Origin of the sequence: Streptomyces sp. S07_1.15 (assembly GCF_020739505.1) — a bacterium.
Taxonomy (GTDB): Bacteria; Actinomycetota; Actinomycetes; order Streptomycetales; family Streptomycetaceae; genus Streptomyces; species Streptomyces xinghaiensis.
Genome location: NZ_JAJBZK010000001.1, coordinates 591,026 through 617,611, shown reverse-complemented (window position 1 = coordinate 617,611; position 26,586 = coordinate 591,026). Strand labels below are relative to the sequence as shown.

Here is a 26,586-nt window from a genome sequence, read left to right as displayed (position 1 = left end):
TCCCGTCCCGCACCCCCAGGAGACGTCCGCATGAAGCTGTCCCACACCGCGCCGGTGCCGTCGCCCGCGTCCACGCCCGAGACGGTGACACCTCCCGCTCAGCCGCCCCTGGTCCAGGCCGACATCGACCGCGAGATCGCCGGGCTGCACGCGGCCTACGAGAAGGCCCGCGCCGGGGGCGCGCCCCCCGCGCACCACCCGCCGCGCGACTTCCGCCCCTACCGCAGCAGCAGCCTGCGGCACCCCGGGGAGCCGCTCGTCGCCGTGAACGGCGACCCGGAGACCGTCGAGCTGCACGGGCCCGTCTTCGGCCCCACCGACGTCACCGAACTCGACGCCGACCTCACCCGGCAGCACCGCGGCGAGCCGCTGGGCGAGCGCATCACCGTCACCGGACGGGTGCTCGACAGCGGCGGCCGCCCCGTGCGCAACCAGCTCGTGGAGATCTGGCAGGCCAACGCCTCCGGCCGCTACGCACACCAGCGCGACCAGCACCCGGCACCCCTCGACCCCCACTTCACCGGCGTCGGCCGCTGCCTGACCGACGACCACGGCACGTACACCTTCACCACCATCAAGCCCGGCCCCTATCCCTGGCGGAACCACCTCAACGCCTGGCGCCCCGCGCACATCCACTTCTCGCTCTTCGGCACCGCCTTCACCCAGCGCCTGATCACCCAGATGTACTTCCCGGGCGACCCCCTCTTCCCGTACGACCCGATCCTGGCATCCGTCACCGACACCGCGGCCCGCGAACGGCTCGTCGCCACCTACGACCACGAGCTGTCCCGGCCCGAGTGGTCCCTGGGCTACCGCTGGGACATCGTCCTCGACGGACCCTCCGCCACCTGGATCGAGGAAGGCCGCTCATGAGCAGCACACCGCCCCGGGCCCTGCCGCCCACGCCCTCCCAGACCGTCGGCCCCTTCTACGGCTACGCGCTGCCCTTCACCGGCGGCGGCGACGTGGCACCCCCCGGCCACCCCGACACCGTCACCGTCCACGGCCGGGTGCTCGACGGGGCCGGCGCGGCCGTCCCCGACGCCCTGCTGGAGTTCTGGCAGGCCGGACCCGACGGCTCACCGTCCGGGGCCCCCGGCTCGCTGCGGCGCGACCCCGTCACCGGGGCGGTCCTCGGCCGGGACGGCGTCGGGTTCACCGGATTCGCCCGCGTCCCCACCGACGCCGACGGCCACTACACGCTGCGTACCCTGCCGCCCGGCGGCGCGCCCTACCTGTCCGTGTGCGTCTTCGCGCGCGGCCTGCTGCACCACCTCTTCACCCGCGCCTATCTGCGCGACGATCCGGACGACGGACTGCTCTCCACGCTGCCGGCCGAGCGCAGGGCGACCCTGCTCGCGCTGCCGGAGGAGGGCCGGCACCGCACCCACCGGTTCGACATCCGCCTGCAGGGCGAGAGGGAGACGGTCTTCCTTGACTTCGCCTGATCCCGCGGCCCCCGCCGGAGCCCGCCCGCCGGAGCCCGGCGCGGGCGACGACACGGGCCTGCTCTCCCCGGTCCGGGCCGGTACCGCCGCCGAGGCGGCCACCGGCGACCGGGCCTGGCTCGCCGCCCTGCTCGACGCCGAGGCCGCGCTCACCCGCGCCCAGGCGGCGCTCGGCCTGGTCCCGGAGGAGGCGGCCGGCGCCGTGGACCGCGCCGTGCGCGAGAGCGCGTTCGACGTGCGGGACCTCGCCCTGCGCGCCCGCTCCGGCGGCAACCCCGTCATCCCCCTCGTCCGCGAACTGACCGCCGCCGTACGGAAGACCGCGCCGGACGCCGCCGCCCATGTGCACCGGGGCGCGACCAGCCAGGACATCCTCGACACCGCCACCATGCTGGTCGCCGCACGGACGCTCCCGCTGATCCTCGCCGACCTCGAACGCGCCGTCGACGCCCTGGGCCGGCTGGCGGACCGGCACCGCGCCACCCCCATGCCCGGCCGCACCCTCACCCAGCACGCCGTGCCCATCACCTTCGGCCTCAAGGCGGCGGGCTGGCGCTCCCTGCTCCTGGACGCCCACGACCGGCTGGGCGCGCTTCTGGACGGCGGCCTCCCGGTCCAGCTGGGCGGCGCCGCGGGCACCCTCGCGGCCTTCGGCGCGTACGCGCGGCCGGACGACGGGAAGGACCCGGCCGGCACCGGCGCCGCGGACACCGGCGAAACCGGGGGAGCGGGCCCGGGCACGCGGATCGCCGTACAGTACGCGCGCGAACTCGGCCTCGCCGAGCCCGGACTGCCCTGGCACACCCTGCGCACCCCCGTCGCCGATCTCGCCTCCGGGCTCGCCTTCACCGCCGGGGCGCTGGGCAAGCTCGCCGCCGACGTCCTGGTGCTCTCCCGCACGGAGATCGGCGAGGTCGCCGAGGGGACCGGCGGCGGCTCCTCCGCCATGCCGCACAAGGCCAACCCGGCCCGGGCCGTGCTCATCGCGTCCGCGGCCCGCCAGGTCCCCGCACTCGCCGCCGTCCTGCTGGGCTCGCTCGCCGCCGAGGACGAGCGGCCCGGCGGCGCCTGGCACGCCGAGTGGCAGCCGCTGCGGGAGGCGCTGCGCCTCACCGGCGGCGCGGCCGAGGCGGCCGCCGGACTGGCCGGGGGCCTGCGGGTCCGGCCCGAACGGATGCGCGCCAATCTCGACCTCACCGGCGGACTCGTCGTCTCCGAACGCCTGACCGCCGAACTCGCCCCGCTCCTCGGCCGTGAGGAAGCAGCCGGTCTGCTCGGCGACGCGGCCCGCCGTGCCGCCGAGCGCGGGACCGGCCTGCGGGAGGCGCTCCGCGAGGAGCCCGCCGTGCGAGCGGCCCTGTCCGAGGAACGGCTGCGCGAGCTGACCGACCCCGCCGGCTACACCGGTGAGGCCGCCGTGCTCACCGCCCGCGCCCTGCGCCGCACGCACCGCCGCTTCCCCGCGGGCCCGCCGTCCCCGCCGTCCGCCTCCACCCCGGAGGGGCGGGCATGACCGGCCGACCGCTCGCCCACCACCGGCTCGACGGCCCGGAGACCGCGCCACCGCTGATCCTCGGCCCGTCCCTGGGCACCTCCACCGCCGTCTGGGAGCCGCAGACCGCGGAACTGGCCCGCACCCGCCGCGTGCTCCGCTGGGACCTGCCCGGCCACGGCGGCTCCCCGGCGGACCTCCTACCGTCCTGGGACACCCCGGGCGCCACCACGGTCGCCGACCTGGCCCGTCTGGTGCTCGATCTCGCCGACCACCACGGCTGGACGCGCTTCGGCTACGCCGGCATATCCCTCGGCGGCGCCGTCGGCGCACACCTCGCCGCGCGCCACCCCGGACGTGTCGAAGCGCTCGCCCTCGTCTGCTCGTCCGCCCGGTTCGGCGAGCCCGGGGCCTGGCGCGAACGGGCGCGGCTGGTCAGGGAGAAGGGCACCGCGGCGCTGCTGGAGGCCACGCCCGGACGCTGGTTCGCCGCCCCGGACCGGGCGGTCGCCTCCCGTCACGCGGCCGCCGTGCTGGCCGATCTCGCCGCCGCCGACCGGAACGGCTATGCCGCCTGCTGCGACGCTCTCGCCGGCTACGACCTGCGGTCCGGGCTCGGCCGCATCGGCGTACCGGCCCTCGTCGTCGCCGGGCGCGACGACCCCGCGACCCCGCCCGCGCACGCGCGTGAACTCGCCGACGGCATTCCCGGCGCCGACCTGCTCGAACTCGCCCACGCCGCCCACCTCGCCGGCATCGACCGGCCCTCCGCCGTCGGCGCGGCCCTCTCGGCGCACTTCGGCGCCGGGGCGGCGCACCACCGCGATCCCGCGGATCCGGCCTCCGGCCGTCCCCGTCCCGGCCGTTCCGCCCACCCCGACACCCCGGAGGAACCCTGATGCACACCACCGTCGGCATCATCGGCGGCGGGCCCGCCGGTCTGCTGCTCGCCCGGCTGCTGGACCGGGCCGGTATTGACTCCGTCGTTCTGGAGCACCGTGACCGCGCCTATGTCGAGGAGCGGCAGCGCGCCGGCATCCTCGAACAGGGGACGGTGGACGCGCTGCGCGCCTGCGGTGCCGGCGAGCGCATGGACCGCGAGGGCCTGGTCCACCACGGCATCGAACTCCGCTTCGACCGCCGCAGCCACCGGATCGACTTCCCCTCCCTGACCGGCGGGCGCAGCGTCATGGTGTACGCGCAGACCGAGGTGGTGAAGGACCTCATCGCCCTGCGGCTGGCGGAGGGGGGCGGACCCCTGCTGTTCGGTGCCGAGGCGGTGGCCGTCGAGGGCTCGGAGACCGGAAGCCCGGTCATCCGGTTCACCCACGAAGGACGCGAGCGGACGCTCTCCTGCGACTTCGTGGTCGGCTGCGACGGCTTCCACGGCATCGCGCGCGAGGCGCTCCCCGAGACGGTGCGGCGCGTCTTCGAGCGGGTCTACCCCTACTCGTGGCTGGGCATCCTGGCCGATGTGCCGCCCTCCTGCGAGGAGTTGATCTACGCGCACTCGCCGCGCGGCTTCGCCCTGCACAGCATGCGCACGCCCACGGTCAGCAGGCTCTACCTCCAGGTCCCGAACGGCACCGACCCGGCCGACTGGTCCGACGAGCGGATCTGGGACGAACTGGACGCCCGGTTCGCCGTCGACGGCGACTGGAAACTCGAACGGGGCCCGATCACCCAGAAGTCCGTCACCCCGATGCGCAGCTGGGTCACGGAGCCGATGCGTCACGGCCGGCTGTTCCTGGCCGGCGACGCCGCGCACATCGTCCCGCCGACCGGCGCGAAGGGGCTCAACCTGGCGGTGTCCGACGTCGTGGTGCTGGCCCGGGCGCTCGAGCACTGGCGGGCCACCGGATCCGAGGAACTGCTCGACGCCTACTCGGACACCTGTCTGCGGCGGGTCTGGCGGGCGGAGCACTTCTCGTACGTCATGACGACATCCCTGCACACCGACCCGGACCAGAGCCCGTTCGACGGCAGGCTGCAACTGTCCCAGCTGCACCGGATCGCCGACTCCGCCGCCGCGGCGACCGAACTCGCCGAGAACTACACGGGGCTGCCGATCGGCTGACCATCCGGGGCGGGGGAGCGGGGGTGGTCAGCCGGTGGCGGCCAGCGCGCCCATCGGGTCGTCCAGGACGTCCTGGACGACCGACTGCGCGGCGCCCAGCAGCGCGGCGTCCCGGCCCAGCCCGGAGACGACGATCTCGCCGTGCGCCGCGCGTGTCGGGTCGGCCACATGCCGGCGCAGCTCGCGCTCGGCCGCGGGCAGCAGCCACGGGGACAGCTCGGTCAGCGCGCCGCCGAGCACGATGGTCTCCGGGTCCAGCAGGTTCACCACCCCGGCGAGCGCGGTGCCGAGCGCGGTCCCCGCGCCCCGCAGCGCGCGGCGCGCGGCACCGTCCCCCGCGTCGGCGCGCGCCCGCAGGACGGCCACCCCGGCGGCTCCCCGCTCCTCGATCCCGGCGGCGCGGAGCAGGGCCTCCTCGCCCGCGTACTGCTCCAGGCACCCCCGCCCGCCGCACGCGCAGGGGCGCCCGGCAGGGCGTACGGGGACGTGCCCCAGCTCGCCCGCGAAACCGTGCGCCCCGCGCAGCAGGGACCCGTCCACGACGACCGCCGCGCCGATGCCGATCTCGGCCGAGACGTAGACGAAGTCGCGCGGCGCCGGGGTGCGGCCCCCGCGCCAGAGTTCGGCCAGCGCGCCGATGTTGGCCTCGTTGGCGATCGTCACGGGCAGCCCGAGGGCGTCCGCGAGAACGGTGCCGGCGTCCAGGCCCTGCCAGCCGAGGTTCGGGGCGCGCACCACCGTCGCCGCGTCCCGCGCGACGAGACCCGGCACGGCCACCGCGACGCCGACGGGGCGCAGCCCCTCGCGCTCGGCGTCCGCGGTCACCCGGGCACAGAGCGCGGCGAGCCGCCGCAGCACCGGCCCGGGCGCGCTGCCGCGGTGCTCGCCCGCCTCCTCGGCCCGGACCCGGACCCGTCCCCGCAGATCCACGGCGCAGACGGCCAGCCGGTCCACCCCGATCTCCGCGCCGAGCCCGGCCGGGCCGCGCTCGTTCAGCGCGAGGTCACGGCCGGGGCGCCCGACCGTCCCCGGCCGGCTCCGGCCGAGCTCCACCAGCAGCCCGGCACGCGCCAGTTCGTCGACGAGCGTGGACACGGCGGCCCGGGTCAGCCCGATCCGGGAGGCGACGCCGGCCCGTGAGATCGGGCCGTGCGCGGCCACGGTGTGCAGCACCAGGGAGAGGTTCCGCTGCCGCATACCGTGCTGGGTGTTCGGCGCCGGTACGGCCACGGCCCGGCTCCTTTCGTCGTGAGCGTTCCGACCCTACGGGGACGCCGGGACCGGTGCGCGGGCGGTGCCCCGCACCGGCCCGGCCGGCCCGGCAGGTGCGGTGGCGGCGCTCCGTCCCGCGCCGCCCGCCGTCCGGCTAGCCCTCCAGGAGCGGTCCCGCGCTCTTGAGGGTCCGGGCCAGCCGTTCCAGGGCGGCCTCGTCCCGCTCCACGGCGTCCAGGGACACCCCGCGGTCGGTTCCCCAGCGCCGGGCCACCTCGGCCGGGTCCTCCCCGGTCAGCAGCCCGGCCGCCTGCGCGGCCGCGCCCAGCGCGACCAGTTCGGAGGCCTCGGGCACCAGGACCGGGCGCCCGGAGAGCCGGCGGACCGTCTCCCGCCAGGCGGTGCCGCGGGCGCCGCCGCCGATGAGCAGGATCGGTGCGCGCGGGTCGGCGTCCGCGTCCAGCACCAGGTCCAGCGCCGACAGCAGCGCGTACACCGCGCCGTCGTAGGCGGCCTGGAGGACCTGCCCGGGTGTGGTGTCGTGCCGCAGGCCGTGGAGCAGCCCGGAGGCGTACGGCAGGTTGGGGGTCCGCTCGCCGTCCAGGAACGGCAGGACGACGGCCGATCCGCCCGGCTCCACGGCCTCCCGGTCGCGGCCCAGCAGTTCCGCGAACCGGTCCACGGCCAGGGTGCAGTTGAGGGTGCAGGCCAGGGGCAGCCAGTCGCCGCGGGCGTCGGCGAACCCGGCGACCGTGCCGGTCGGATCGGCGGGACGGCGCGGCGAGACCGCGTAGACCGTGCCGGAGGTGCCGAGGCTCAGCACGGGCTGCCCGGGCCGCAGCCCCAGGCCGAGCGCGGCGGCCATGTTGTCGCCGGTGCCCGCGCCCACCACGGCGCCCGGCTTCAGCGGCAGACCGTCCAGGCCGCCCCGTACGGTTCCCGCGGCCGAGCCGGGGGCCACGACCTCCGGCAGCAGCGCCGGGTCGAGGGCGACCCGGCCGAGGATGTCCTCGTCGTAGAGGCCGGCCGGTGAGCCGTCCTCGCCGCGCCACCAGCCGGTGCCCGAGGCGTCGCCCCGGTCCGTGGTGCCGCGTCCGGTGAGCCGTTCGGTGAGGTAGTCGTGCGGCAGGCGGACGGCCGCCGTGCGCGCGGCGGCCTCGGGCTCGTTCTCCCGGAGCCACGCCCACTTGGTGATCGTGAACGCCGGGGCGGGCACCGAGCCGATCCGCCCGGCCCACGCCTCCGCGCCGCCGAGCTCCTCGACGAGCCGGTCGCGCTGCGGGGCGGAGCGCACGTCGTTCCAGAGCATCGCGGGGCGCACCGGCCGCCCGTCGGCGTCCAGGGTCACCAGCCCGTGCTGCTGCCCGCCGACCGCGATGCCCTCCGCGCGCTCCGCCGCCGCGCCGCACTGGCGGAGGGCCTCGGTCAGCGCCTCCCACCACTGCCCGGGATCGCTCTCCCGTCCCGCGCCGCCGCTGACCCGGTGCGGCGCCTGCCCGCGGGCGACGACCTCGCCGGTGGCGGCGTCGACGACCAGTGCCTTGGTGGACTGGGTGGAGCTGTCCACGCCCACGACGAGCGGCCCGTCACCGGAAACCCGCCCTCCCGTTGCTGTCATCGCGTGATCCCTTCCCCGGGCGGTCCCGTGCCCTGTCCGTGGTGTGCCTCTGGTGTGCCTGTGGTGTGCCTGTGGTGTCCCGTGCGGCCCTCCCGGAGGTCTCCCCGGTGGCTTCTCCGGTGATTTCTCCGGCCCGGAGGGCCTCCGGGCTTCCCAGCCGCGCTCGTGCATACTAATTTGTAAAGCGCCATGACGAAATAGCGAGGAGCCCGCAATGAGCTACCAGCCGACACCGGACGACAAATTCAGCTTCGGCCTGTGGACCGTGGGGTGGCAGGGACGCGACCCGTTCGGTGACGCCACCCGGGCCGCCATCGACCCGGCCGAGTCCGTACGGCGGCTCGCCGACCTCGGCGCGTACGGCGTGACGTTCCACGACGACGACCTCATCCCCTTCGGCTCCTCGGACGCCGAGCGCGAGTCGCACATCAAGCGCTTCCGCGAGGCGCTCGACGCCACCGGACTGATCGTCCCGATGGCCACCACCAACCTGTTCACCCACCCCGTCTTCAAGGACGGCGGGTTCACCTCCAACGACCGCGACGTCCGCCGCTACGCGCTCCGCAAGACGATCCGCAACATCGATCTGGCCGCCGAGCTGGGCGCCCGCACGTACGTCGCCTGGGGCGGGCGCGAGGGCGCCGAGTCCGGTGCCGCCAAGGACGTGCGCGTCGCCCTCGACCGGCTCAAGGAGGCCTTCGACGTGCTCGGCGAGTACGTCACCGAGAAGGGCTACGACCTGCGGTTCGCCCTGGAGCCCAAGCCCAACGAGCCGCGCGGCGACATCCTGCTGCCCACCGTCGGGCACGCGCTGGCGTTCATCGAGCGCCTGGAGCGCCCGGAGCTCTACGGTGTCAACCCGGAGGTCGGCCACGAGCAGATGGCCGGGCTCAACTTCGCGCACGGCATCGCGCAGGCCCTGTGGGCGGGCAAGCTCTTCCACATCGACCTGAACGGCCAGTCCGGCATCAAGTACGACCAGGACCTCCGCTTCGGCGCCGGCGACCTGCGCTCCGCCTTCTGGCTGGTCGACCTGCTGGAGACGGCCGGCTACGAGGGCCCGCGGCACTTCGACTTCAAGCCGCCGCGCACCGAGGACTACGACGGGGTGTGGGAGTCCGCGGCCGGCTGCATGCGCAACTATCTGCTCCTCAAGGAGCGGGCGGCGGCCTTCCGCGCCGACCCGGAGGTGCAGGAGGCACTGCGCGCCTCCCGGCTGGACGAGCTGGCGCGGCCGACCCTCGGCGAGGGCGAGACGCTGGCCGGTCTGCTGGCCGACCGCAGTGCCTTCGAGTCCTTCGACGTCGAGGCGGTGGCGCAGAAGGGGATGGCCTTCGAGCGGCTGGACCAGCTCGCCATGGACCACCTGCTGGGCGCCCGGGGCTGACGCCCGCGCACGGCGCCCGGGGGCGCGCGCACTGCCCGCGCGCGCCCCGCGGCCGGGTCCCGGCCTCCCCTGTACGGGTCCCGGCTCCTGCGGGCGGCCCGGCCCGGACGGTTCCCCGTCCGGGCCGGGCCGTCACGCGGTGGATCCCCTCCGGGTCCGCCGCGGCGGAAATCAGGGTCGGCTCGGGGTCCGCGGCGGAACCACCGGCCGTGCTCCGGCCGTTTCACCGGGTACAGCGGCATCCGCCGCTCAAGGGAGGCGCAAAGATGTCGAAGCGGACGAAGATCATGGTCGGCGGTGCGGTGGCGGGCGTGTTCCTGCTGTGGCTGCTGCCGTTCTGGGCGGCGCTGCTGGTGCTCGTCGGAGTGCCGGTGGGCGCGTACCTGCTGCTGGACCCCTCGCAGCGGCGCCGGCTGAAGCGGGTCACCCGTAAAGAGCTGGGCCGCTGACCCGGCCGCCGGTACCGTCCCCGGTGGGGCGCCCGGCAGCGGGCCGGGGCCGGCGGGGACGGGGGTGCGGGATGAACGGCACGGTCGCGGCGGTGAGCCGCGAGGAGGAGTACCGCTTCAGCAAGCGGGGGCGGGAGGCCATCCGGCTGGTGGCCGGGCTCGGGGTGGAGGGCGACGCGCACCAGGGGGCGACGGTCCGGCACCGGTCGCGCATGGCCCGGGACCCGGCACAGCCCAATCTGCGGCAGGTCCACCTCCTGCACCGGGAGCTGTTCGCCGAGGTGGCCGAGGCCGGATTCGAGGTGCTGCCCGGGCAGTTGGGGGAGAACATCACGACCGCCGGGATCGACCTGCTCGCGCTGTCCACCGGCACCCTGCTGCGTCTCGGTGACGAGGCGGTGGTCGAGGTGACCGGTCTCCGCAATCCGTGCGCGCAGATCGACGGGTTCCGGGACGGGCTGCTGAAGGAGGTCGTCGGCCGCGACGAGCGCGGGCGGGTGGTCCGCAGGGCCGGGATCATGGGCATCGTCCTGGTCGGCGGAGAGGTGCGCCCCGGCGACCGGATCGTGGCCGAGGCGCCCGCCGGACCGCACCGCCCGCTGGAGCCGGTCTGACGGACCCGGCGAACGGGGACGGCGCCGGGCGCGGGACGACGGGACGGACCCGGGGGCCGGGCGGGGCGCCGGGCGCGCACGGGTCAGTCGTACCGGCCGGGCGCCGGCCGTACCGCCCGGGAGCCGCCCTGCGCCTCAGGCCGGCTTGGCCGCCATCTCGTCCAGCGCCCGGAGCAGCGCGGGAAGCTTCGGCCCGCGTCCGACCGGGATGACGTCCCCCGGCATGTCGTCGAGCAGGATGAACGCCATGTCGTCGGTCCGCGCCACCAGGCTCCAGCCCGGTCCGTCGGCCCGCAGCGTCCTGGCCCCGTCCGAGGCGAACTCGGAGCGGACCCGGCCGAGGGGCGGGGGCGTCTCCACGTAGGCGTGCGCTTCCCGGAGTACGCGCCGTACGCCCTCGTTCGAGGGCTCGCCCCCGTCCGACGGCTGGGCGGATTCCGCCGCTGAGGCCGGCGCCGCCGCCTCAGCCGGTCCCGCCGGGCCGCCCGCGGTGTCGTCCCCGCCACTCCCGGAGGGCTCCTCCGCCCCCTCGTCCGCCCCCTCGTACTCCTCCCGCCAGACAGCCCATCGCAGCGCGATCTCGTCCGCCCCGAGCCTGCGCTGGGCCGGCCCCCAGGTCTGCGCGTCCGGTGGTGCCAGCGGCGGCCGTCCGCTGTCCGGGTCCGGCGGCGGGTCGTGGGGCGCGGGGACCCCGGGCGCGGAGACGGCCACCGCCAGCGGCCAGCCGGGCAGCACGCTGACGACGCTGCGCTCGTCGGGCGACAGGTCGTACTCCATACCGCAGTCCCAGGCGGCGAGGGCACAGGCGACGAGTGACACGTCGTCGATGACCACGGTCCAGCGGGCGCCGCCGCCGTCCTGCCCGAGCACCAGCCCGTACCCCTGCTCGTAGGGCTCCAGACCGAGCGCCGCGCAGACCTCCGGGAAGTCGTCGCCGAGCACGCTCGGGAAACGGGCGGGCGTGAGCAGCACGGCGGTGAGGACGAACAGCGCGTCCTCGTCCGTCGCGGTCTCCTCCGTGGCGGCCACGGCAGCCTCCCATCAGGTCGTCGGTGCGCGAACCTTAACCAGTGGGTAACCCCGGCGTCGAGAGATCTGGAGCACGCCGGGGTCCGCCGCGCGGGGTCTCAGCCCCCGGGAAGGCCCAGCAGGGCGCGTGCGACCGTGTGCGGTGACTCCCCACGCTCCCGGGCGAGGGCGATGACCGCCCTGCTCGCCAGCTCCGTCACGCCGAAGGACAGCGCCTCGGGCGAGACCCAGTCGGCCGCCTCGGCGGCGCGGTCGTCGTCGTTCTCGGCGCCCGCCGCCACGTAGACGGCGGCGGCCTCGAACAGGTTGTGCGGCCGTACGGCGGGGGCCGGAGGGGTCCTCGGACGGCTCCTCCGCGCCATCAGCCCGCGGAATGCGCGCAGCACGACGCATCACTCCTTCACCTTCCGGTCCCGGTGGGTGTTCCGGGCGCGGGCGGACGGTGCCGCCCGCTTCCTTGTCCTCCTACCCCGTGTGCCCCCGATCCGTAGAGTGGGACACCGGCGGAGAAACCCGGTGCGGCGGAGGGGGACGGACGGCGTGAAGCGCTATGACCGGCTGAGGGAGATCCTGCGACTGGATCCGGAGCGCGACTTCCTGCGGATCTACCGGCTCATGGCCGCGTACGAGTTCCCCTGGGACATCACCCGCGCCCTGGAACTGGCCCTCTACCGCACCTACGCGGTGCCCCGCATCGGCGGACTGCTCGCGCGCACCGGGGAGTTCACCGACCGCCCGCAGAAGCGGTACGACGACACCGCGCTGCTGCTGGACGCGGTGATGGAGCACGGATTCGACAGCGAGGACGGCCGGACGGCGCTCCGCCGCATCAACCGGATGCACCGCAGCCACGACATCGGCAACGACGACATGCGCTACGTGCTGAGCACCTTCGTCGTCGTGCCGAAGCGGTGGATCGACGCCTACGGCTGGCGGCGGCTCACGGAACACGAACTCCGCGCCATGGTCGCCTACTACCGCACGCTCGGCCGCCACATGGGCATCCAGGACATCCCGGAGACCTACGCCGAGTTCGAGCGCTGCCTCGACTCCTACGAGGCGGCGCACTTCGCCTGGGACGAGGGGGCGCGGCGCGTCTCCGACGCGACGCTCGGCCTGATGGCCTCCTGGTATCCGGCTCCCCTCGCCCCGCTCGCGCGCGGAGCGAGCATGGCCCTGCTGGACGACTCCCTGCTGCGTGCCTTCCGCTATGCCCCGCCGAAGCCGGCCGTCCGGGCCGCCGTACGCGGCGCGCTGCGGCTCCGCGGCCGCGCCGTACGGCTGCTGCCACCGCGCGGCAAGCCGCACTACGCGCGGCAGAACCCGCAGATCAAGGGGTATCGCGACGGCTACCGCCTGGCCGAGCTGGGCACGTTCCCGGTGCCCGGGTCCGCCGGCTGCCCTGTCCCGCACGCCAGCGGCGGGCCGTCCTGAGGCCGGTGGGCGCGGGGGTTCCGGGTGTTCCGGGGGGCCCGGTTTCCGTACTGCCGTCCGGTCATATACCGCCGTCTCGTGCCTTCTTGGAGGGAAAGCGGATCGACGGGCAGGTATCGGTACCTTCCGATCGCTTCTGAAGGCGGAGCGGTCAGATGCTGCCGAGTTCCGGAGTTCGTCCGGAGTGCCGCCGGCGTCCCGCACTAGCGTTCCGGACTCATGGAACACGAGCAGCCGGGCCGTGCGGGCGTTTCCGCCGCGCGGGCCGTGCTGCCGGGGGAGTGAGGAGAAACGGGCATGGGCGACGCCGACTGGAACGGTGCCGGTATCCGCCCCGGTGGCGGCCTCGACGGACTGCTGGACGAGCTGGTCGACAAGGTGCCCGGAGTGCGGCACGCGGTTCTGCTGTCCACCGCGGGAGTGGTGGCCGGATCCTCGCGGGGCCTCAGCCGGGCGGACGCCCGTCATCTCGCCTCCGTGGCCTCCGGCTTCCACCGCGTGGCCACCGACGCGGGGCGTCGTCTCGGCGCGGGCAGCGGGCGCCGCACCCTGGTGGAACTGGACGCCGGGGGGCGGCTGTTCGTCGCCGCCGCGGGCCGGGACAGCTGTCTCGCCGTGCTGGGTGCGGGGGAGGCCGATCCGGGCGTGGTGACCGCCGAGATGGACGGGCTGGCGGGCCGTCTGAGCGGTGTCCGCCGGGCGGTGCCTTCCCCGTCTCCGGTGCCGCCGGGCGCCGCGGGCTGACCTCGCCGGCTCCCGCGCCCCCGGCGACCGCGGGGGCGGGCCGCCGGGGGCCGCCCGTGGCGCGGGTTCCGCGACGCTCTCCGCGAACTCGCGTTCGAAGTCTCCCGGTTCCACCGTGAATGGCACGCATCGTGCGCCCGGTGGCCGGGGGCTGTCTTGCCCCCGGGGCTGCGGTGGGACAGGCTGGCGGCAATCGAGGCGAATCGCCGACGGGGAGGCAGGAATGGCGCTCGGCAAGGGGCTCGACTGGCTGCTGAACGACCTGACGAAGCGACTGGCCTATGTCCGGCACGGGTTGATCCTGTCCAACGACGGCCTGGTGACGGCCGCGAGCGAGGAACTGGGCCGTGAGGACGCCGAGCATCTGGCCGCCGTCTGCTCCGGACTGCACAGCCTCGCCAAGGGATCCGCCCACCACTTCGCGGCCGGCCGGGTCCGCCAGACCATGGTCGAGTTCGATGACGGCGTGCTGTTCGTGACGGCGGCCGGCGACGGAAGCTGTCTGTGCGTGCTCACCGCCGCCGAGGCCGATGTCGGCCAAGTCGCCTACGAGATGACCCTGTTGGTCAACCGGGTGGGCGAGCACCTGGGAGTCGAGGCGCGCGAGCGCGGGCGGCCGGACGGGATGGACGGATTCGGGTTCCACTGAACGGGGTTCCACCGGCCGGGTTTCGCCGGCCGCGGCCTCGGGGCGACGGTTCCGCGCGGAGTTATCCACAGGCCGAGCGGCATGTCCGTGTCCCGCGCTACGGTCGTCACCGTCAGTAAGTGAATGGTGGCGGACCGGAACGGGGAGAGCCATGGCAGCGCAGGTGAAGGACGGACGGCGGCCGGTGGGGCGGAGCGGCGCGCGAGGAGCGCTCGCTCTCCGTGGCGCGGCGGCCCGGCTCGGGCTGAAACCGGGCGAGTTGGAGCTCGGTGTGCGTCTCGGTGAGGTTCGGACGGTCGCCGGTCCGGAGGGGCGCCGCAGGGTCCCGGTGGCCGAGGTGGAGCGACTCCGGTCGGCCGAAGGCTTCCCGGACACACTGCGGGAGCGGGTACGGTCCGTAACGGCGACCGAGGGCGCCGCCCTCCTGGGCATCGGGCCGGCCCGCTTCACGCGGCTGGCCAAGGTGGGCTGTTTCAGCCCCGTCATGTTCTACGTCAACCGCTACCGCGCCCTCGTCTGGCTCTACCCGGTGGCGGAACTGCGGAAGTTCGCCGAGCGGGAGCCCGCTCTGCTCACCGGCGGCACCCCCCAGGGCCTCCGGAAACTGCTGGACGCCGGCGAGGACTGGCGGGCCCGCAACTGGCGCAGCCGGCGCGTCGCCCAACTGGCGAGGGAAGCGGAGAACGCCTGGGAACGGGCGGCGGTGGCCGCGGCCGTGCTGGGCCCCGACCAGTTGGCGGAGGTCGTCGACGACCCCTACGAGCGGGCCCATCTGCGCCGGTTGCGGGCCTCGCTGCTGCCCGCGAAGGGCGAGCCCCCGTCCTCCCGGCCGCTGGTGGAGCCGCTGCTCACCGCGGACGATCCGGACGAGATCCTCTGGCACCGGATCAGCCTGGCGCTCTGCCTGGACGAGGCCCGGGCGGAGCGCCCCGCGCCCCGTCCCGGGGAGGCCGGGCGGACCGGGAGGGTGCCGCCCTCGCCGGAGCCCGCACCCCCGGCCGGCGGGGACGGCCACGGCCCGCGAGCGGAGTCCGCCACCGGGGCCGCTGTACGCCCGGGGCGCGCCCGGCCTTCCGCCCCGGTGCGGCCCGCCGGGCGGACGGAGCGGAGCGGGCCGCCCGGGAGGCCGGGCCCGCGCGGGCTGTGGCGCCGGCTGCACCGTTCGCCTTCACGCTGAGCACCGGCCCGGGGACGGCCGCCTTCCGTCACCGCCCGGGCCGGCCGGAGTCCGGAGCGGCGCTGCCCGGGTCTTCCCGGTCCTCCTTGGGCCGGAAGAGCCCCTCCTGCATCACGGACACGAGAAGCCGGCCCTCGCGGTCGAAGATCTGGCCGCGGGCCAGCCCTCTGCCGCCGGTCGCGATGGGCGACTCCTGCTGGTACAGAAACCACTCATCGGTACGGAAGGGCCGGTGGAACCACATCGCGTGGTCGAGAGAGGCCATGTCGAAACCGCGCGAGCCCCAGAGCGGCTCGATGGGCACGCGCACGGCGTCGAGGAGCGTCATGTCACTGGCGTAGGCGAGGGCGCAGGTGTGGGTCAGCGGGTCGTCGCCGAGCGGGCCGTCCGCCCGCATCCAGACGGCGCTGCGCGGTTCGGCTCCCGTCAGGTCCCCGGTGCTCCACCGCAACCGCTCCACATACCGGATGTCGAAGGGCTGGCGCCGGGCCATCCGCTCCAGTGCCTCCGGCAGATGGCCGAGATGCCGCCGGATCTCGTCGGTGAGCCGGGGCAGATCCTCCGGCGCGGGCACCTCGGGCATCGGCAACTGCTGCTCGATTCCCGGCTCCGGCCGGTGAAAGGAGGCCGTCAGATGGAAGATGGTGCGGCCCTGCTGCACCGCCACGACCCGGCGTGTGGTGAACGACCGGCCGTCACGCACCCGCTCCACCTGATAGACGATCGGGACGCCCGGCCGGCCCGGCCGGAGGAAATAGGCGTGCAGGGAGTGGACGGGCCGGTCCCCCTCGGTGGTGCGGCCGGCCGCCACCAGGGCCTGGCCGGCGACCTGCCCGCCGAAGACGCGCTGCAGTGACTCCTCGGGGCTCCTGCCGCGGAAGATGTTCTGCTCGATCGGTTCCAGGTCGAGCAGGGCCACCAGGCCCTCGGCGGGGTTGCCCATCATGTCTCCTCGCATCGTTCCGGGACGCCTCAGGCTAGATCAGCCCGGCGGCCCCACCCGCACACGACGGAACGCCCTGCCCGCACACCCTCACCCACCCGGCAACCGCCGGCGCCCACCGAGAGGACGGACGACCATGACCACCCGGACCCACCCCCCGACCGGGCGGAAGCGGCCCGGGGAGGGGTCACAACTGGCCGACGTCCGTGAGCCGGACCACCGCGCGGCCCTCCTCGTCGGAGGCCGCGAGGTCCACCTCCGCGCTGATGCCCCAGTCGTGGTCGCCGTTCGGGTCGGCGAAGGTCTGCCGGACCTTCCACAGACCGTGCTCGGGGTCCTCCTCGATCCGCAGCAGTTTCGGGCCCCGCGCGTCCGGGCCGGTGCCCAGGTCGTCGTACTCGTCCCAGTACGCCTCCATGGCGTCGGCCCAGGCGTCCGCGTCCCAGCCGGAGTCGGCGTCCAGCTCGCCCAGCTCCGCGTACTTCTCGATCGCGGCGAGCTCCACCCGCCGGAACATCGCGTTGCGGACCAGGACCCGGAAGGCGCGCGCGTTGGTGGTGACCGGCTTGACCTGGTCGGCCCGCTCCTGGGCCTCCTCCGCCGTCTCCACCTCGGGGTTGGCCAGCTGCTCCCATTCGTCGAGGAGGCTGGAGTCGACCTGCCGGACCATCTCGCCCAGCCAGGCGGTGAGGTCCTGGAAATCGTCGGACTTGAGGTCGTCCGGCACGGTGTGCTCCAGCGCCTTGTACGCGCTCGCGAGGTAGCGCAGCACGATGCCCTCGGTCCGGGCCAGTTCGTAGAAGGCGGTGAACTCCGTGAAGGTCATCGCCCGTTCGTACATGTCCCGGATGACGGATTTCGGCGACAGCGGGTGGTCGCCCACCCAGGGGTGGCTCCTGCGGTAGACGTTGTAGGCGTGGAAGAGCACCTCTTCCAGCGGCTTGGGGTAGCCGATGTCCTGGAGCCGGTCCATCCGCTCCTCGTACTCCACCCCGTCGGCCTTCATCTGCTGGACGGCCTCGCCGCGGGCCTTGTTCTGCTGGGCGGCGAGGATCTGCCGCGGGTCGTCGAGCGTCGACTCCACCACCGACACCATGTCCAGGGCGTAGGACGGGGATTCCGGGTCGAGCAGGTCGAAGGCGGCCAGCGCGAAGGTGGAGAGCGGCTGGCTGAGCGCGAAGTCCTGCTGGAGGTCGACGGTCAGCCGGACGACCCGGCCCTGCTCGTCGGGCTCGTCGAGCCGCTCGACGACGCCGCCGTCCAGCAGGGAGCGGTAGATGGCGATGGCGCGGCGGATGTGGCGCAGCTGGTTCTTCCGCGGTTCGTGGTTGTCCTCCAGCAGTCGGCGCATGGCCTCGAAGGCGTTGCCCGGCCGGGCGATCACCGACAGCAGCATGGTGTGGGTGACCCGGAACCGCGAGGTCAGCGGTTCCGGTTCGGAGGCGATCAGCTTCTCGAAGGTGTTCTGCCCCCAGGAGACGAACCCCTCGGGAGCCTTCTTCCGGACCACCTTCCGGCGCTTCTTGGGATCGTCACCCGCCTTGGCGAGCGCTTTCTCGTTCTCGACGACGTGCTCGGGGGCCTGGGCGACGACGAACCCGGCGGTGTCGAAACCGGCCCGCCCGGCCCGGCCGGCGATCTGGTGGAACTCCCGCGCCCGCAGGGTCCGCACCCGCTGGCCGTCGTACTTGGTCAGGGCCGTGAACAGCACCGTGCGGATCGGCACGTTGACGCCCACGCCGAGGGTGTCCGTGCCGCAGATGACCTTGAGCAGCCCGGCCTGGGCCAGCCGCTCCACCAGGCGCCGGTACTTGGGCAGCATCCCGGCGTGGTGCACCCCGATCCCGTGCCGGACGTAGCGGGAGAGATTGCGGCCGAAACGGGTGGTGAACCGGAAATTGCCGATCAGCTTGGCGATCTCGTCCTTCTCGGCGCGCGAGCACATGTTGATGCTCATCAGCGCCTGGGCCCGCTCCACCGCCGCCGCCTGGGTGAAGTGCACGATGTACACCGGAGCCTGATGGGTCTCCAGCAGCTCGGTGAGCGTCTCCGTCAGCGGGGTCGTGCGGTACTCGTACGACAGCGGAACGGGCCGGGTCGCGGACCGGACGACGGCGGTGGGCCGGCCCGTGCGCCGGGTCAGGTCCTCCTCGAACCGCGAGACGTCGCCGAGGGTCGCGGACATCAGGACGAACTGCGCCTGGGGCAGTTCGAGCAGCGGGATCTGCCAGGCCCAGCCGCGGTCGGGCTCGGCGTAGAAATGGAACTCGTCCATCACGACCTGGCCGATGTCGGCGTCCCTGCCGTCGCGCAGCGCGATGGAGGCCAGCACCTCGGCGGTGCAGCAGATGACGGGGGCGTCGGCGTTGACCGAGGCGTCGCCGGTCAGCATGCCCACGTTCTCGGTGCCGAACAGCTTGCACAGGTCGAAGAACTTCTCCGACACGAGCGCCTTGATCGGGGCGGTGTAGAAGGTGACCTCGTCCCGGGCGAGCGCGGCGAAGTGCGCGCCGGCGGCGACCAGGCTCTTCCCCGAGCCGGTCGGCGTGGACAGGATGACGTTCGCCCCGGAGACCACCTCGATCAGCGCCTCCTCCTGGGCGGGATAGAGGGAGATCCCCCGCTCTTCGGACCAGGCCGAGAAGGACTCGAACAGGGCATCGGGATCGGCGTCGCTCGGCAGATGATCGATAAGGGTGGTCACACCCTCCATACTGCCTGCTCCGGCACCGGATCGGGGAACCGGCCGAAGACTCGAAGATCACTCCGGCTAGGCTGGTGCGTCAACGCGGCACCGGCGCGGGGCCACAGACGAGCACAAGAGAAAACGGGGGGCGGGCAACCAGATGATGGGACCGGCGCACTCACTGTCCGGAGCCGCGGCCTGGCTGGGGGTGGGCGCCGCCGCCGCGGCCGCGGACCGGCCCATGCCGTGGCCGGTCCTGGTCGTCGGCGCGCTGATCTGCGCGGGCGCGGCCCTCGCCCCCGACCTGGACCACAAGTCGGCGACCATCTCCCGGGCGTTCGGGCCGGTGTCGCGGACCCTCTGCGAGGTCATCGACAAGCTGTCCTCCGCCGTCTACAAGGCGACGAAGAAGCAGGGCGACCCGCGGCGCACCGGCGGACACCGCACACTGACCCACACCTGGCTGTGGGCCGTGCTCGTCGGAACCGGGGTCTCCGTCCTGGCGATGAACGGCGGCCGCTGGGCGGTCCTGGCGATCCTCTTCGTCCACCTCGTGCTCGCCGTCGAGGGACTGCTGTGGCGGGCCGCCCGGGTCTCCAGCGACGTGCTCGTCTGGCTGCTGGGGGCGACCAGCGCCTGGATCCTGGCGGATGTGCTGAACCAGCCGGGCAACGGCGCGGACTGGCTGTTCACCGCACCCGGTCAGGAGTACCTGTGGCTGGGACTGCCGATCGTCCTGGGCTCGCTGGTGCACTGCGCGGGCGACGCGATCACCGTCTCCGGCTGCCCCGTGCTGTGGCCGATACCGGTCGGGAACAAGCGCTGGTATCCGGTCGGCCCCCCGAAGGCGATGCGTTTCCGGGCCGGGAGCTGGGTCGAACTCAAGGTGCTGATGCCCGTCTTCATGCTGCTCGGCGGCATCGGAGGGCTGGGAGCCCTCGGCGTCATCTGACGTCCGCCCCTCCCCGTCCGCGACCCCCGCGCGGCCCGGCCCGCGCGGGCGGACACCCGGCCCGCGGCGCCCGAGGAGCCGTGGGCCGGCGGATCCTCAGCTCCTCAGCCGTGCCAGGAACGCCAGAGGGCGGCGTACGGCCCGCCGGCGGCCACCAGCTCGTCATGGCTGCCCAGCTCGGTGATCCGGCCGTCCTCCACCACCGCGATCACATCGGCGTCATGGGCCGTGTGCAGCCGATGCGCGATGGCCACGACCGTACGGCCGTCCAGCACCCGCGCCAGCGAGCGCTCCAGATGCCGCGCCGCCCGCGGGTCCAGCAGCGAAGTGGCCTCGTCCAGCACCAGGGTGTGCGGATCGGCCAGCACCAGCCGCGCCAGGGCGATCTGCTGTGCCTGCGCCGGGGTCAGCGTCAGCCCGCCCGAGCCGACCTCGGTGTCCAGGCCGTCATCGAGGGCCCGCGCCCAGTCCGCGGCGTCCACGGCGCCGAGCGCGGCCCACAGCTCCGCGTCGCCGGCCCCGGTCCGGGCCAGCAGCAGATTGTCCCGCAGCGAGCCCACGAACACATGGTGCTCCTGGTTGACCAGCGCCACGTGGGCCCGCACCCGCTCGGCGGGCATCCGCGCCAGCTCGGCGCCGCCGAGCGTCACGGCGCCGGTCCGGGGCGCGTAGATCCCGGCGAGGAGCCGGCCGAGCGTGGACTTGCCGGCCCCGGACGGCCCCACGAGTGCCAGCCGGGTCCCCGGCCGGATGTCCAGGGACACCCCGTGCAGCACATCGCCGTTCGCGTGGTAGCCGAACCGGACCCCGTCGGCGCGGACCTCCCTCCCGGCCGGGGCGACCCGGTCGTCCCCGGTGCCCTCCTCGATCTCCCGGACGCCGACCAGCCGGGCCAGGGAGACCTGTGCCACTTGGAGTTCGTCGTACCAGCGCAGGATCAGGCCCACGGGTTCGGTCAGCATCTGGGCGAGCAGCGCCCCGGTCGTCAGGGCCCCGACCGTCATCCAGCCGTTCAGGACGCAGACACCGCCGATCATCAGCGCGGCCCCGAGGATCGTCATGTGCGAGGCGTTGATCACGGGAAAGAGCACGGACCGCAGCCAGAGCGTGTACCGCTCCCACGCCGTCCATTCCCGGACGCGCCGGTCCGAGAGCGCGATCCGGCGAGCGCCCAGGCGGTGCGCCTCGATGGTCCGCCCCGCGTCCACGGTCTCGGCGAGCACGGCGGCCACCGCCGCGTATCCGGCGGCCTCCGAACGGTAGGCGGCGGGCGCCCTGCGGTAGTACCAGCGGCAGCCGGCGAGCAGAACGGGCAGCGCCACGAGAACGGCCAGGGCCAGTGGGGGAGCGGTCACCGCCATACCGGTCAGCAGCAGCCCCGCCCACACCACACCGATGCACAGCTGCGGCACGGCCTCGCGCATGGCCTCGGCCAGGCGGTCGATGTCGGTGCTGATGCGGGAGAGCAGATCACCCGTCCCGGCCCGTTCCAGCACGCCCGGGGGCAGCGCCACCGAGCGGACCAGGAAGTCCTCGCGGAGATCGGCCAGCATCCGCTCACCGAGGACCGCGCCGCGCAGCCGCACCAGCCGTACGAAGACGGTCTGCACGGCGAGCGCCACCGTGAACAGCGCGATGACGCGCGGCAGACCGGCCTCCCCCGCGCCGGCGGCGAGATCCTCGACCAGGCCGCCCAGCAGGTACGGGCCCACCATGGAGGCGGTCACCGCGACGGCGTTGACCGCCACCAGCAGGGCGAACGCCCGCCGGTGCCGCCGCAGCAGCTCCCGCACATAGCCGCGGACGGTCGCGGGGGAGCCGACCGGCAGGGTGGTCGCCGACTCCGGTGCCGCCGGGTCGTACGCCGGGGGTGCCACACCGATCATGCCGTCTCCTCGATGCCCGTCCGGGCGGTCCGTGCCGCCGGGCCGTTCCGGTGGTGTGCCGCCGCCGCGTGCGGCGGTTTCTCCTCCGCGCCGCGGGTGACGACGGCGCGGTATCCGGGGTGGGTGCGCAGCAGTTCGCGGTGGGTGCCGGCCGCGGCGGCCTCCCCGCCGGGCAGGAACACCACCCGGTCGGCCCGGTCCAGCAGCAGCGGACTGGAGGAGAGGACCACCGTGGTCCGGCCCGCGCGCAGCCTCCGCAGCCCGTCGGCGATCCGCGCCTCGGTGTGCGAGTCGACGGCGCTCGTCGGCTCGTCCAGCACCAGCACCTCCGGGTCCGTCACCAGCGAGCGGGCCAGCGCCAGCCGCTGCCGCTGACCGCCGGAGAGCGAACGCCCGCGCTCGGTGATCCGCGCCTCCCGCGGGTCACCGGAACCGGGGCCGGTGCCCTGGGCGAGCGCGGCCAGGACGTCATCGCACTGGGCGGCGTCGAGAGCGTCCGCCGCCGTGACCGTTCCCCGCGACGGAACGTCGAGGAGCTCCCGGAGGGTGCCGGACAGCAGCACCGGGTCCTTGTCCTGGACGAGGACGGCCGTCCGCGCCTCCTCCAGCGGGAGTTCGTCGAGCGCGGCCCCGCCCAGCAGCACGGACGGCCGGTCGGGTTCCTCCTCCCGCTGCGGGGCGTGCCCGCCGAGCCGGTCGGCGAGCCGCCCCGCCACGTCCGGGTCACCGCAGACGGCGACGGTCAGCAGCCCGGCCGGTGCGTGCAGCCCGCTCACCGGGTCGTACAGATCGCCGGTCAGCGGCCCCCCGCCCCCGGCACCCCCGGCGGGGTCCGCTCCACCGGACGCGGTGTCCGGGCCGGCCGGACGGGTCCGGCGCAGCGCCAGCACGCGCGCGGCGCGCTTCGCCGAGGGCTTGGAGAAGGAGTACGCCATCGCGATCTCCTCGAAGTGCCGGAGCGGAAAGAGCAGGAAGGTCACCGCGCCGTAGACGGCGACCAGTTCACCGAGCGAGATCCGCCCCTCCCGGGCCAGCGTGACGCCGTACCAGACCACCGCGATCAGCAGCAGCCCCGGCAGCAGCACCTGCACCGCGCTGATCAGCGCCCACATCCGGGCGCTGCGCACGGCGGCGCTCCGCACCTCCTGGGAGGCCCGCCGGTAGCGGTCCAGGAACAGCTCCTCGCCGCCGATGCCGCGCAGTACCCGCAGCCCGGCCACCGTGTCCGAGGCCAGCTCGGTGGCACGGCCCGCCTTCGCCCGCTGGGCGTCGGCCCGGCGGGTGGCGGGCGGCAGCAGCGGCAGCACGGCCAGCACGAGCAGCGGTACGCCCACGGCCACGACCGCCCCAAGGGCCGGCTGGGCCACGAGCAGAACCGCGCAGACGCCGACCGTCGTGACGGCGGCCGCGGTGAAGCGGGAGAGGGCCTCCACGAACCAGCCGATCTTCTCCACGTCACCGGTGGACACCGCGGTGATCTCGCCCGCCGCGACCCGCCGGGTCAGGGTGGAGCCCATCTCGGCGGTCTTGCGGGCGAGCAGCTGCTGCACCCGCGCGGCGGCGGTGATCCAGTTGGTGACGGCGGCGCGGTGGAGCATGGTGTCGGCCACCGCGATCACCGTGCCGAGCAGGGCGATCAGCCCGCCGGCCAGCGCGAGCCGCCCACCGGAGCGGTCCACCACGGCCTGCACGGCGACACCCACCACCAGCGGCACCGTGGCCAGCCCGGCCATGTGGAGCGTGCCCCACCCCAGGGACTTGAGCTGGCCGCCCAGTTGCCGCCTGCCCAGCCACAGCAGGAAGCGCCCGCCGGACCGTACGTCCGGGGAGCCCGGGTCGTTGTACGGAAGATCGTGGATCTGCATGACGTCCCAGGGTTCGGTGTCGGCGGGCGGGGGCGTGGCAAGAGTCGCGTTCGCGCACGCTCGGCTTCAACCGGTTTTCCGGCGGGTGGGACGATGGGGCCATGCGCATCACCGGTACCCAGCGGACCACGGCCGCGGCCCTGACGGCCGCCGCCCTCCTCACCGGCTGCGGCGCGGCGGGCGGCGGAGCCCCGGACGCGGACGGGGAGCGCCCCGCCCGCGGCGCCTCGCCCGCGGCCGACCCGACCCGGCTCCCCGGTGTCGGCGACCGGCTCCACGCCCGGGTCCCGGACAGCTCCCGGCAGGCCGTCGTCGTCTACGGCGAGGGCCGGGACTCCGCCGACGCCGAGGCCGTGCTGTACACCCGGAAGGGGGACACCTGGGAGCGGATCCGCGCCTGGCCCGCCCACAACGGCAAGCGCGGCTGGACGCCGGACCACCGCGCGGGCGACAAACGCAGCCCCGCCGGGGTGTTCACACTCTCCGACGCCGGCGGCGTGCTGGCCGATCCCGGCGCGAAACTGCCGTACACCCGCTCCGCGGCCTTCGCCGCTCCCCGCTCCTGGGCGAAGACGCACTGGCACGACTTCGACTACGTCATAGCCATCGACTACAACCGGGTGAAGGGCACCCCTCCGAACGACCCGAACCGCCCCCGGGGCGAGGACAAGGGCGGCTACATCTGGCTGCACCTGGACCACGGCAGCGGCACCTCCGGCTGCGTCAGCCTTCCGAAGACCGGAATGGAGTACTTGCTCCGCACGCTCGACCCGGAGGCGGATCCGGTGGTGGTGATGGGGGAGAAGAAGTACCTGAAGGGCTGACGGGCGCGGCCCCGGCCGGCGGCCGGAGGAAGCCCGCCGACGCGCCCGCGGCCGTCGGGTTAGGCTCCGAAAGCCGTCGCCGGGCCCGCTCCGGGCCCGCCGCCCGACCATCCGGAGGTCCCGCCGGCCGGAACACCAGCATCGCGAAGGAATTCATGCGCCACCACGACCTGAGCACCGGACCCGACGGCCAGTGGACCCCGCCGGTGCCCGACTCGGAGCGCCCGGTCGAACTGCGCCGCGTGCTGCGCCTGTTCCGCCCGTACCGGGGCCGGCTGGCGGTCGTCGGGCTGCTCGTCGGCGCCTCCTCGCTCGTCTCCGTGGCCACGCCGTTCATGCTGCGCGAGATCCTCGACACCGCGATTCCGGAGGGCCGCACCGGGCTGCTGAGCCTGCTCGCCCTCGGCATGCTGGCCGCGGCCGTGGCCGGTGGCGTCTTCGGCGTGCTGCAGACGCTGATCTCGACGACCGTCGGCCAGCGGGTGATGCACGATCTGCGCACCGCCGTCTACGACCGGCTGCAGCGGATGCCGCTCGCCTTCTTCACCCGCACCCGCACCGGGGAGGTCCAGTCCCGGATCGCCAACGACATCGGCGGGATGCAGGCCACCGTCACCTCCACGGCCACCTCGCTGGTCTCCAACCTCACCAGCGTCGTCGCCACCGTCGTGGCCATGCTGGCCCTGGACTGGCGGCTGACCGTGGTCTCCCTGCTCCTGCTGCCGCTGTTCGTCTGGATCAGCCGCCGCGTCGGACGGGAGCGGAAGAAGATCACGGCGCAGCGGCAGAAGCAGATGGCGGCGATGTCCGCCATGGTCACCGAGTCCCTCTCGGTCAGCGGCATCCTGCTCGGCCGGACCATGGGGCGGGCGGACTCCCTCGCGGACCAGTTCGCCGGCGAGTCCGAACGGCTGGCACGGCTGGAAATCCGTTCCAGCATGGCGGGCCGCTGGCGCATGGCAGTCATCGGCGTCGTCATGGCCGCCATGCCCGCGATCATCTACTGGGTCGCCGGGATGGCGCTGCGCGGGGGCGGACCGCAGATCTCCATCGGCACGCTCGTGGCCTTCGTCTCGCTGCAGCAGGGCCTCTTCCGGCCCACGGTCAGCCTGCTGTCCACCGGGGTCCAGCTGCAGGCGTCACTCGCCCTCTTCCAGCGCATCTTCGAGTACCTCGATCTGCGGGTGGACATCACCGAACCGGAGCAGCCGGTGCGACTGGAGCGGGTGCGCGGCGAAGTGCGCTTCGACGGCGTCGGGTTCCACTACGACCGGGACGGCGCGCCGCCCACGCTCTCCGGCCTCGACCTCGCCGTCCCGGCCGGCGGGAGCCTCGCCGTGGTCGGCCCCACCGGCTCCGGCAAGAGCACGCTCGGCTATCTCGTCCCGCGCCTGTACGACGTCACGGGCGGCCGGGTGCTGCTCGACGGCACCGACGTCCGCGACCTCTCCTTCGACACCCTGGCCCGGGCCGTGGGCGTCGTCTCCCAGGAGACGTACCTCTTCCACGCCTCGGTCGCCGACAACCTCCGCTTCGCCAAGCCGGGGGCCACCGACGAGGAGATCCGCGACGCCGCCCGGGCCGCCCAGATCCACGACCACATCGAGAGTCTCCCGGACGGCTACGACACCCTCGTCGGTGAACGCGGCTACCGCTTCTCCGGCGGCGAGAAGCAGCGCCTGGCCATTGCCCGGACGATTCTGCGGGACCCGCCGGTCCTCATCCTCGACGAGGCCACCAGCGCTCTCGACACCCACACCGAGCAGGCCGTGCAGCGGGCGATCGACGAACTCTCCGCACGGCGCACGACCATCACCATCGCCCACCGGCTGTCCACCATCCGCGAGGCGGACCAGATCGTGGTCCTCGACGGCGGCCGGATCGCGGAACGCGGTACCCACGCGGAACTCATGGCCCGCGGCGGGCGCTACGCGGCCCTCGTCCGGCGGGACGCCGAGGCGGCCCCCGGACCGGGCGCCGAGGACGCTCCTGCCGCCACCGGAGAGGGAGCCGAAGCCGCTGCCGGTGCCCCCGATGCCACCGCCCGGAGCGGCCCGGGCCCCGCGGCCGCTCCGGTGGCAGCCGGCCCCTGAGGGCGCG

The 26,586-nt window shown here is 74.5% G+C and carries 23 protein-coding genes; 15 read left to right on the top strand and 8 right to left on the bottom strand.

Translation table 11 applies throughout. The features are described 5' to 3' along the window. The first annotated feature begins 30 nt into the window (after positions 1-30). Genes pcaH through LIX60_RS02605 form a run of 5 tightly spaced genes read left to right on the top strand, consistent with a single transcriptional unit; the run spans position 31 to position 5,017 of the window. Positions 31-873, top strand: coding sequence for a protocatechuate 3,4-dioxygenase subunit beta (pcaH, locus tag LIX60_RS02625; protein ID WP_227957011.1), 843 nt, complete (start codon positions 31-33; stop codon positions 871-873). Next, positions 870-1,448, top strand: a complete 579-nt coding sequence (gene pcaG, locus LIX60_RS02620; protein WP_227957010.1) for a protocatechuate 3,4-dioxygenase subunit alpha — start codon at positions 870-872, stop codon at positions 1,446-1,448. The genes pcaH and pcaG overlap by 4 nt, the downstream gene beginning before the upstream one ends. Next, positions 1,435-2,961, top strand: coding sequence for a 3-carboxy-cis,cis-muconate cycloisomerase (gene pcaB / locus LIX60_RS02615; RefSeq protein ID WP_374117783.1), 1,527 nt, complete (start codon positions 1,435-1,437; stop codon positions 2,959-2,961). Before pcaG ends, pcaB begins: the two co-directional genes overlap by 14 nt. Further along, positions 2,958-3,839 (top strand): alpha/beta fold hydrolase, encoded by an 882-nt coding sequence (locus LIX60_RS02610; protein ID WP_227957009.1) that lies wholly within the window; start codon positions 2,958-2,960, stop codon positions 3,837-3,839. The genes pcaB and LIX60_RS02610 overlap by 4 nt, the downstream gene beginning before the upstream one ends. Further along, the gene (locus LIX60_RS02605) at positions 3,839-5,017 is read left to right on the top strand and encodes a 4-hydroxybenzoate 3-monooxygenase (RefSeq protein ID WP_227957008.1); all 1,179 of its coding nucleotides are present in this window, start codon (positions 3,839-3,841) and stop codon (positions 5,015-5,017) included. The genes LIX60_RS02610 and LIX60_RS02605 overlap by 1 nt, the downstream gene beginning before the upstream one ends. Positions 5,018-5,044: 27 nt before the next feature. On the opposite strand, the gene LIX60_RS02600 is transcribed toward LIX60_RS02605, so the two are convergent. After that, the gene (locus tag LIX60_RS02600) at positions 5,045-6,214 is read right to left on the bottom strand and encodes an ROK family transcriptional regulator (RefSeq protein ID WP_227962590.1); all 1,170 of its coding nucleotides are present in this window, start codon (positions 6,212-6,214) and stop codon (positions 5,045-5,047) included. 169 nt (positions 6,215-6,383) lie between these two features. Continuing rightward, a complete protein-coding gene (xylB, locus tag LIX60_RS02595) occupies positions 6,384-7,847 on the bottom strand; it encodes a xylulokinase (protein ID WP_227957007.1) in 1,464 nt (487 codons plus the stop codon). 214 nt (positions 7,848-8,061) lie between these two features. On the opposite strand from xylB, the gene xylA reads away from it, so the two are divergent. From xylA to LIX60_RS02580, 3 genes are all read left to right on the top strand, one after another. Beyond that, positions 8,062-9,234, top strand: coding sequence for a xylose isomerase (gene xylA, locus LIX60_RS02590; protein ID WP_125623156.1), 1,173 nt, complete (start codon positions 8,062-8,064; stop codon positions 9,232-9,234). 266 nt (positions 9,235-9,500) lie between these two features. Then, on the top strand, positions 9,501-9,683 hold the full coding sequence (locus LIX60_RS02585) for a hypothetical protein (RefSeq protein ID WP_227957006.1): 183 nt from the start codon (positions 9,501-9,503) through the stop codon (positions 9,681-9,683). A 71-nt stretch (positions 9,684-9,754) separates the two neighbouring features. Next, positions 9,755-10,297, top strand: coding sequence for an MOSC domain-containing protein (locus LIX60_RS02580; RefSeq protein WP_227957005.1), 543 nt, complete (start codon positions 9,755-9,757; stop codon positions 10,295-10,297). Positions 10,298-10,432: 135 nt separating this feature from the next. Here the strand turns inward: LIX60_RS02580 and LIX60_RS02575 are convergent, their stop codons facing one another. Both LIX60_RS02575 and LIX60_RS02570 read right to left on the bottom strand, forming a co-directional pair. Beyond that, positions 10,433-11,326 carry a hypothetical protein gene (locus tag LIX60_RS02575; protein ID WP_227957004.1) on the bottom strand — a complete coding sequence of 298 codons (894 nt, stop codon included), beginning with the start codon at positions 11,324-11,326 and terminating at the stop codon, positions 10,433-10,435. A gap of 98 nt (positions 11,327-11,424) precedes the next feature. After that, entirely contained in the window at positions 11,425-11,688 is a 264-nt protein-coding gene (locus LIX60_RS02570; protein WP_227962589.1) for a hypothetical protein, read from the bottom strand. A 178-nt stretch (positions 11,689-11,866) separates the two neighbouring features. Between LIX60_RS02570 and LIX60_RS02565 the strand changes: the two genes are divergently transcribed. The 4 genes from LIX60_RS02565 to LIX60_RS02550 all read left to right on the top strand — a co-directional run bounded on the left by LIX60_RS02565 (position 11,867) and on the right by LIX60_RS02550 (position 15,330). Beyond that, complete coding sequence (locus tag LIX60_RS02565; RefSeq protein ID WP_227957003.1) at positions 11,867-12,760, top strand: oxygenase MpaB family protein; 894 nt, start codon at positions 11,867-11,869, stop codon at positions 12,758-12,760. A 297-nt stretch (positions 12,761-13,057) separates the two neighbouring features. Then, a complete protein-coding gene (locus tag LIX60_RS02560) occupies positions 13,058-13,504 on the top strand; it encodes a roadblock/LC7 domain-containing protein (RefSeq protein ID WP_227957002.1) in 447 nt (148 codons plus the stop codon). Between the two features lie 223 nt (positions 13,505-13,727). Next, positions 13,728-14,153, top strand: coding sequence for a roadblock/LC7 domain-containing protein (locus LIX60_RS02555; protein ID WP_227957001.1), 426 nt, complete (start codon positions 13,728-13,730; stop codon positions 14,151-14,153). Between the two features lie 151 nt (positions 14,154-14,304). After that, entirely contained in the window at positions 14,305-15,330 is a 1,026-nt protein-coding gene (locus tag LIX60_RS02550) for a DUF6397 family protein (RefSeq protein ID WP_227957000.1), read from the top strand. Between the two features lie 28 nt (positions 15,331-15,358). On the opposite strand, the gene tesB is transcribed toward LIX60_RS02550, so the two are convergent. Together tesB and LIX60_RS02540 are read right to left on the bottom strand one after the other, a co-directional pair. Continuing rightward, on the bottom strand, positions 15,359-16,273 hold the full coding sequence (gene tesB, locus LIX60_RS02545; RefSeq protein WP_227962588.1) for an acyl-CoA thioesterase II: 915 nt from the start codon (positions 16,271-16,273) through the stop codon (positions 15,359-15,361). A 187-nt stretch (positions 16,274-16,460) separates the two neighbouring features. Then, positions 16,461-18,986: an RNA helicase gene (locus LIX60_RS02540; RefSeq protein ID WP_227956999.1), complete on the bottom strand. Its 2,526-nt coding sequence runs from the start codon at positions 18,984-18,986 to the stop codon at positions 16,461-16,463. 133 nt (positions 18,987-19,119) lie between these two features. Here LIX60_RS02540 and LIX60_RS02535 point away from each other — a divergent pair, with 133 nt between their 5' ends. Continuing rightward, positions 19,120-19,911: a metal-dependent hydrolase gene (locus LIX60_RS02535; protein WP_043461176.1), complete on the top strand. Its 792-nt coding sequence runs from the start codon at positions 19,120-19,122 to the stop codon at positions 19,909-19,911. Positions 19,912-20,015: 104 nt separating this feature from the next. Here the strand turns inward: LIX60_RS02535 and LIX60_RS02530 are convergent, their stop codons facing one another. Both LIX60_RS02530 and LIX60_RS02525 read right to left on the bottom strand, forming a co-directional pair. Next, on the bottom strand, positions 20,016-21,797 hold the full coding sequence (locus LIX60_RS02530) for an ABC transporter ATP-binding protein (protein ID WP_227956998.1): 1,782 nt from the start codon (positions 21,795-21,797) through the stop codon (positions 20,016-20,018). After that, a complete protein-coding gene (locus LIX60_RS02525) occupies positions 21,794-23,662 on the bottom strand; it encodes an ABC transporter ATP-binding protein (RefSeq protein ID WP_227956997.1) in 1,869 nt (622 codons plus the stop codon). The genes LIX60_RS02530 and LIX60_RS02525 overlap by 4 nt, the downstream gene beginning before the upstream one ends. A 101-nt stretch (positions 23,663-23,763) precedes the next feature. Between LIX60_RS02525 and LIX60_RS02520 the strand changes: the two genes are divergently transcribed. Together LIX60_RS02520 and LIX60_RS02515 are read left to right on the top strand one after the other, a co-directional pair. Beyond that, complete coding sequence (locus LIX60_RS02520; protein ID WP_227956996.1) at positions 23,764-24,486, top strand: L,D-transpeptidase family protein; 723 nt, start codon at positions 23,764-23,766, stop codon at positions 24,484-24,486. Positions 24,487-24,641: 155 nt separating this feature from the next. Continuing rightward, entirely contained in the window at positions 24,642-26,579 is a 1,938-nt protein-coding gene (locus LIX60_RS02515) for an ABC transporter ATP-binding protein (RefSeq protein ID WP_227956995.1), read from the top strand. Positions 26,580-26,586: the final 7 nt, after the last annotated feature.

What these genes read in the sequence shown, in the direction of transcription:
- pcaH (WP_227957011.1), top strand. Translation starts at nt 31, where the DNA reads ATGAAGCTGTCCCACACCGCGCCGGTGCCGTCGCCCGCGTCCACGCCC.
- pcaG (WP_227957010.1), top strand. Translation starts at nt 870, where the DNA reads ATGAGCAGCACACCGCCCCGGGCCCTGCCGCCCACGCCCTCCCAGACC.
- LIX60_RS02610 (WP_227957009.1), top strand. Translation starts at nt 2,958, where the DNA reads ATGACCGGCCGACCGCTCGCCCACCACCGGCTCGACGGCCCGGAGACC.
- LIX60_RS02605 (WP_227957008.1), top strand. Translation starts at nt 3,839, where the DNA reads ATGCACACCACCGTCGGCATCATCGGCGGCGGGCCCGCCGGTCTGCTG.
- LIX60_RS02600 (WP_227962590.1), bottom strand. Translation starts at nt 6,214, where the DNA reads ATGCGGCAGCGGAACCTCTCCCTGGTGCTGCACACCGTGGCCGCGCAC.
- xylB (WP_227957007.1), bottom strand. Translation starts at nt 7,847, where the DNA reads ATGACAGCAACGGGAGGGCGGGTTTCCGGTGACGGGCCGCTCGTCGTG.
- xylA (WP_125623156.1), top strand. Translation starts at nt 8,062, where the DNA reads ATGAGCTACCAGCCGACACCGGACGACAAATTCAGCTTCGGCCTGTGG.
- LIX60_RS02585 (WP_227957006.1), top strand. Translation starts at nt 9,501, where the DNA reads ATGTCGAAGCGGACGAAGATCATGGTCGGCGGTGCGGTGGCGGGCGTG.
- LIX60_RS02580 (WP_227957005.1), top strand. Translation starts at nt 9,755, where the DNA reads ATGAACGGCACGGTCGCGGCGGTGAGCCGCGAGGAGGAGTACCGCTTC.
- LIX60_RS02570 (WP_227962589.1), bottom strand. Translation starts at nt 11,688, where the DNA reads ATGGCGCGGAGGAGCCGTCCGAGGACCCCTCCGGCCCCCGCCGTACGG.
- LIX60_RS02560 (WP_227957002.1), top strand. Translation starts at nt 13,058, where the DNA reads ATGGGCGACGCCGACTGGAACGGTGCCGGTATCCGCCCCGGTGGCGGC.
- LIX60_RS02555 (WP_227957001.1), top strand. Translation starts at nt 13,728, where the DNA reads ATGGCGCTCGGCAAGGGGCTCGACTGGCTGCTGAACGACCTGACGAAG.
- LIX60_RS02550 (WP_227957000.1), top strand. Translation starts at nt 14,305, where the DNA reads ATGGCAGCGCAGGTGAAGGACGGACGGCGGCCGGTGGGGCGGAGCGGC.
- tesB (WP_227962588.1), bottom strand. Translation starts at nt 16,273, where the DNA reads ATGGGCAACCCCGCCGAGGGCCTGGTGGCCCTGCTCGACCTGGAACCG.
- LIX60_RS02540 (WP_227956999.1), bottom strand. Translation starts at nt 18,986, where the DNA reads ATGGAGGGTGTGACCACCCTTATCGATCATCTGCCGAGCGACGCCGAT.
- LIX60_RS02535 (WP_043461176.1), top strand. Translation starts at nt 19,120, where the DNA reads ATGATGGGACCGGCGCACTCACTGTCCGGAGCCGCGGCCTGGCTGGGG.
- LIX60_RS02530 (WP_227956998.1), bottom strand. Translation starts at nt 21,797, where the DNA reads ATGATCGGTGTGGCACCCCCGGCGTACGACCCGGCGGCACCGGAGTCG.
- LIX60_RS02525 (WP_227956997.1), bottom strand. Translation starts at nt 23,662, where the DNA reads ATGCAGATCCACGATCTTCCGTACAACGACCCGGGCTCCCCGGACGTA.
- LIX60_RS02520 (WP_227956996.1), top strand. Translation starts at nt 23,764, where the DNA reads ATGCGCATCACCGGTACCCAGCGGACCACGGCCGCGGCCCTGACGGCC.
- LIX60_RS02515 (WP_227956995.1), top strand. Translation starts at nt 24,642, where the DNA reads ATGCGCCACCACGACCTGAGCACCGGACCCGACGGCCAGTGGACCCCG.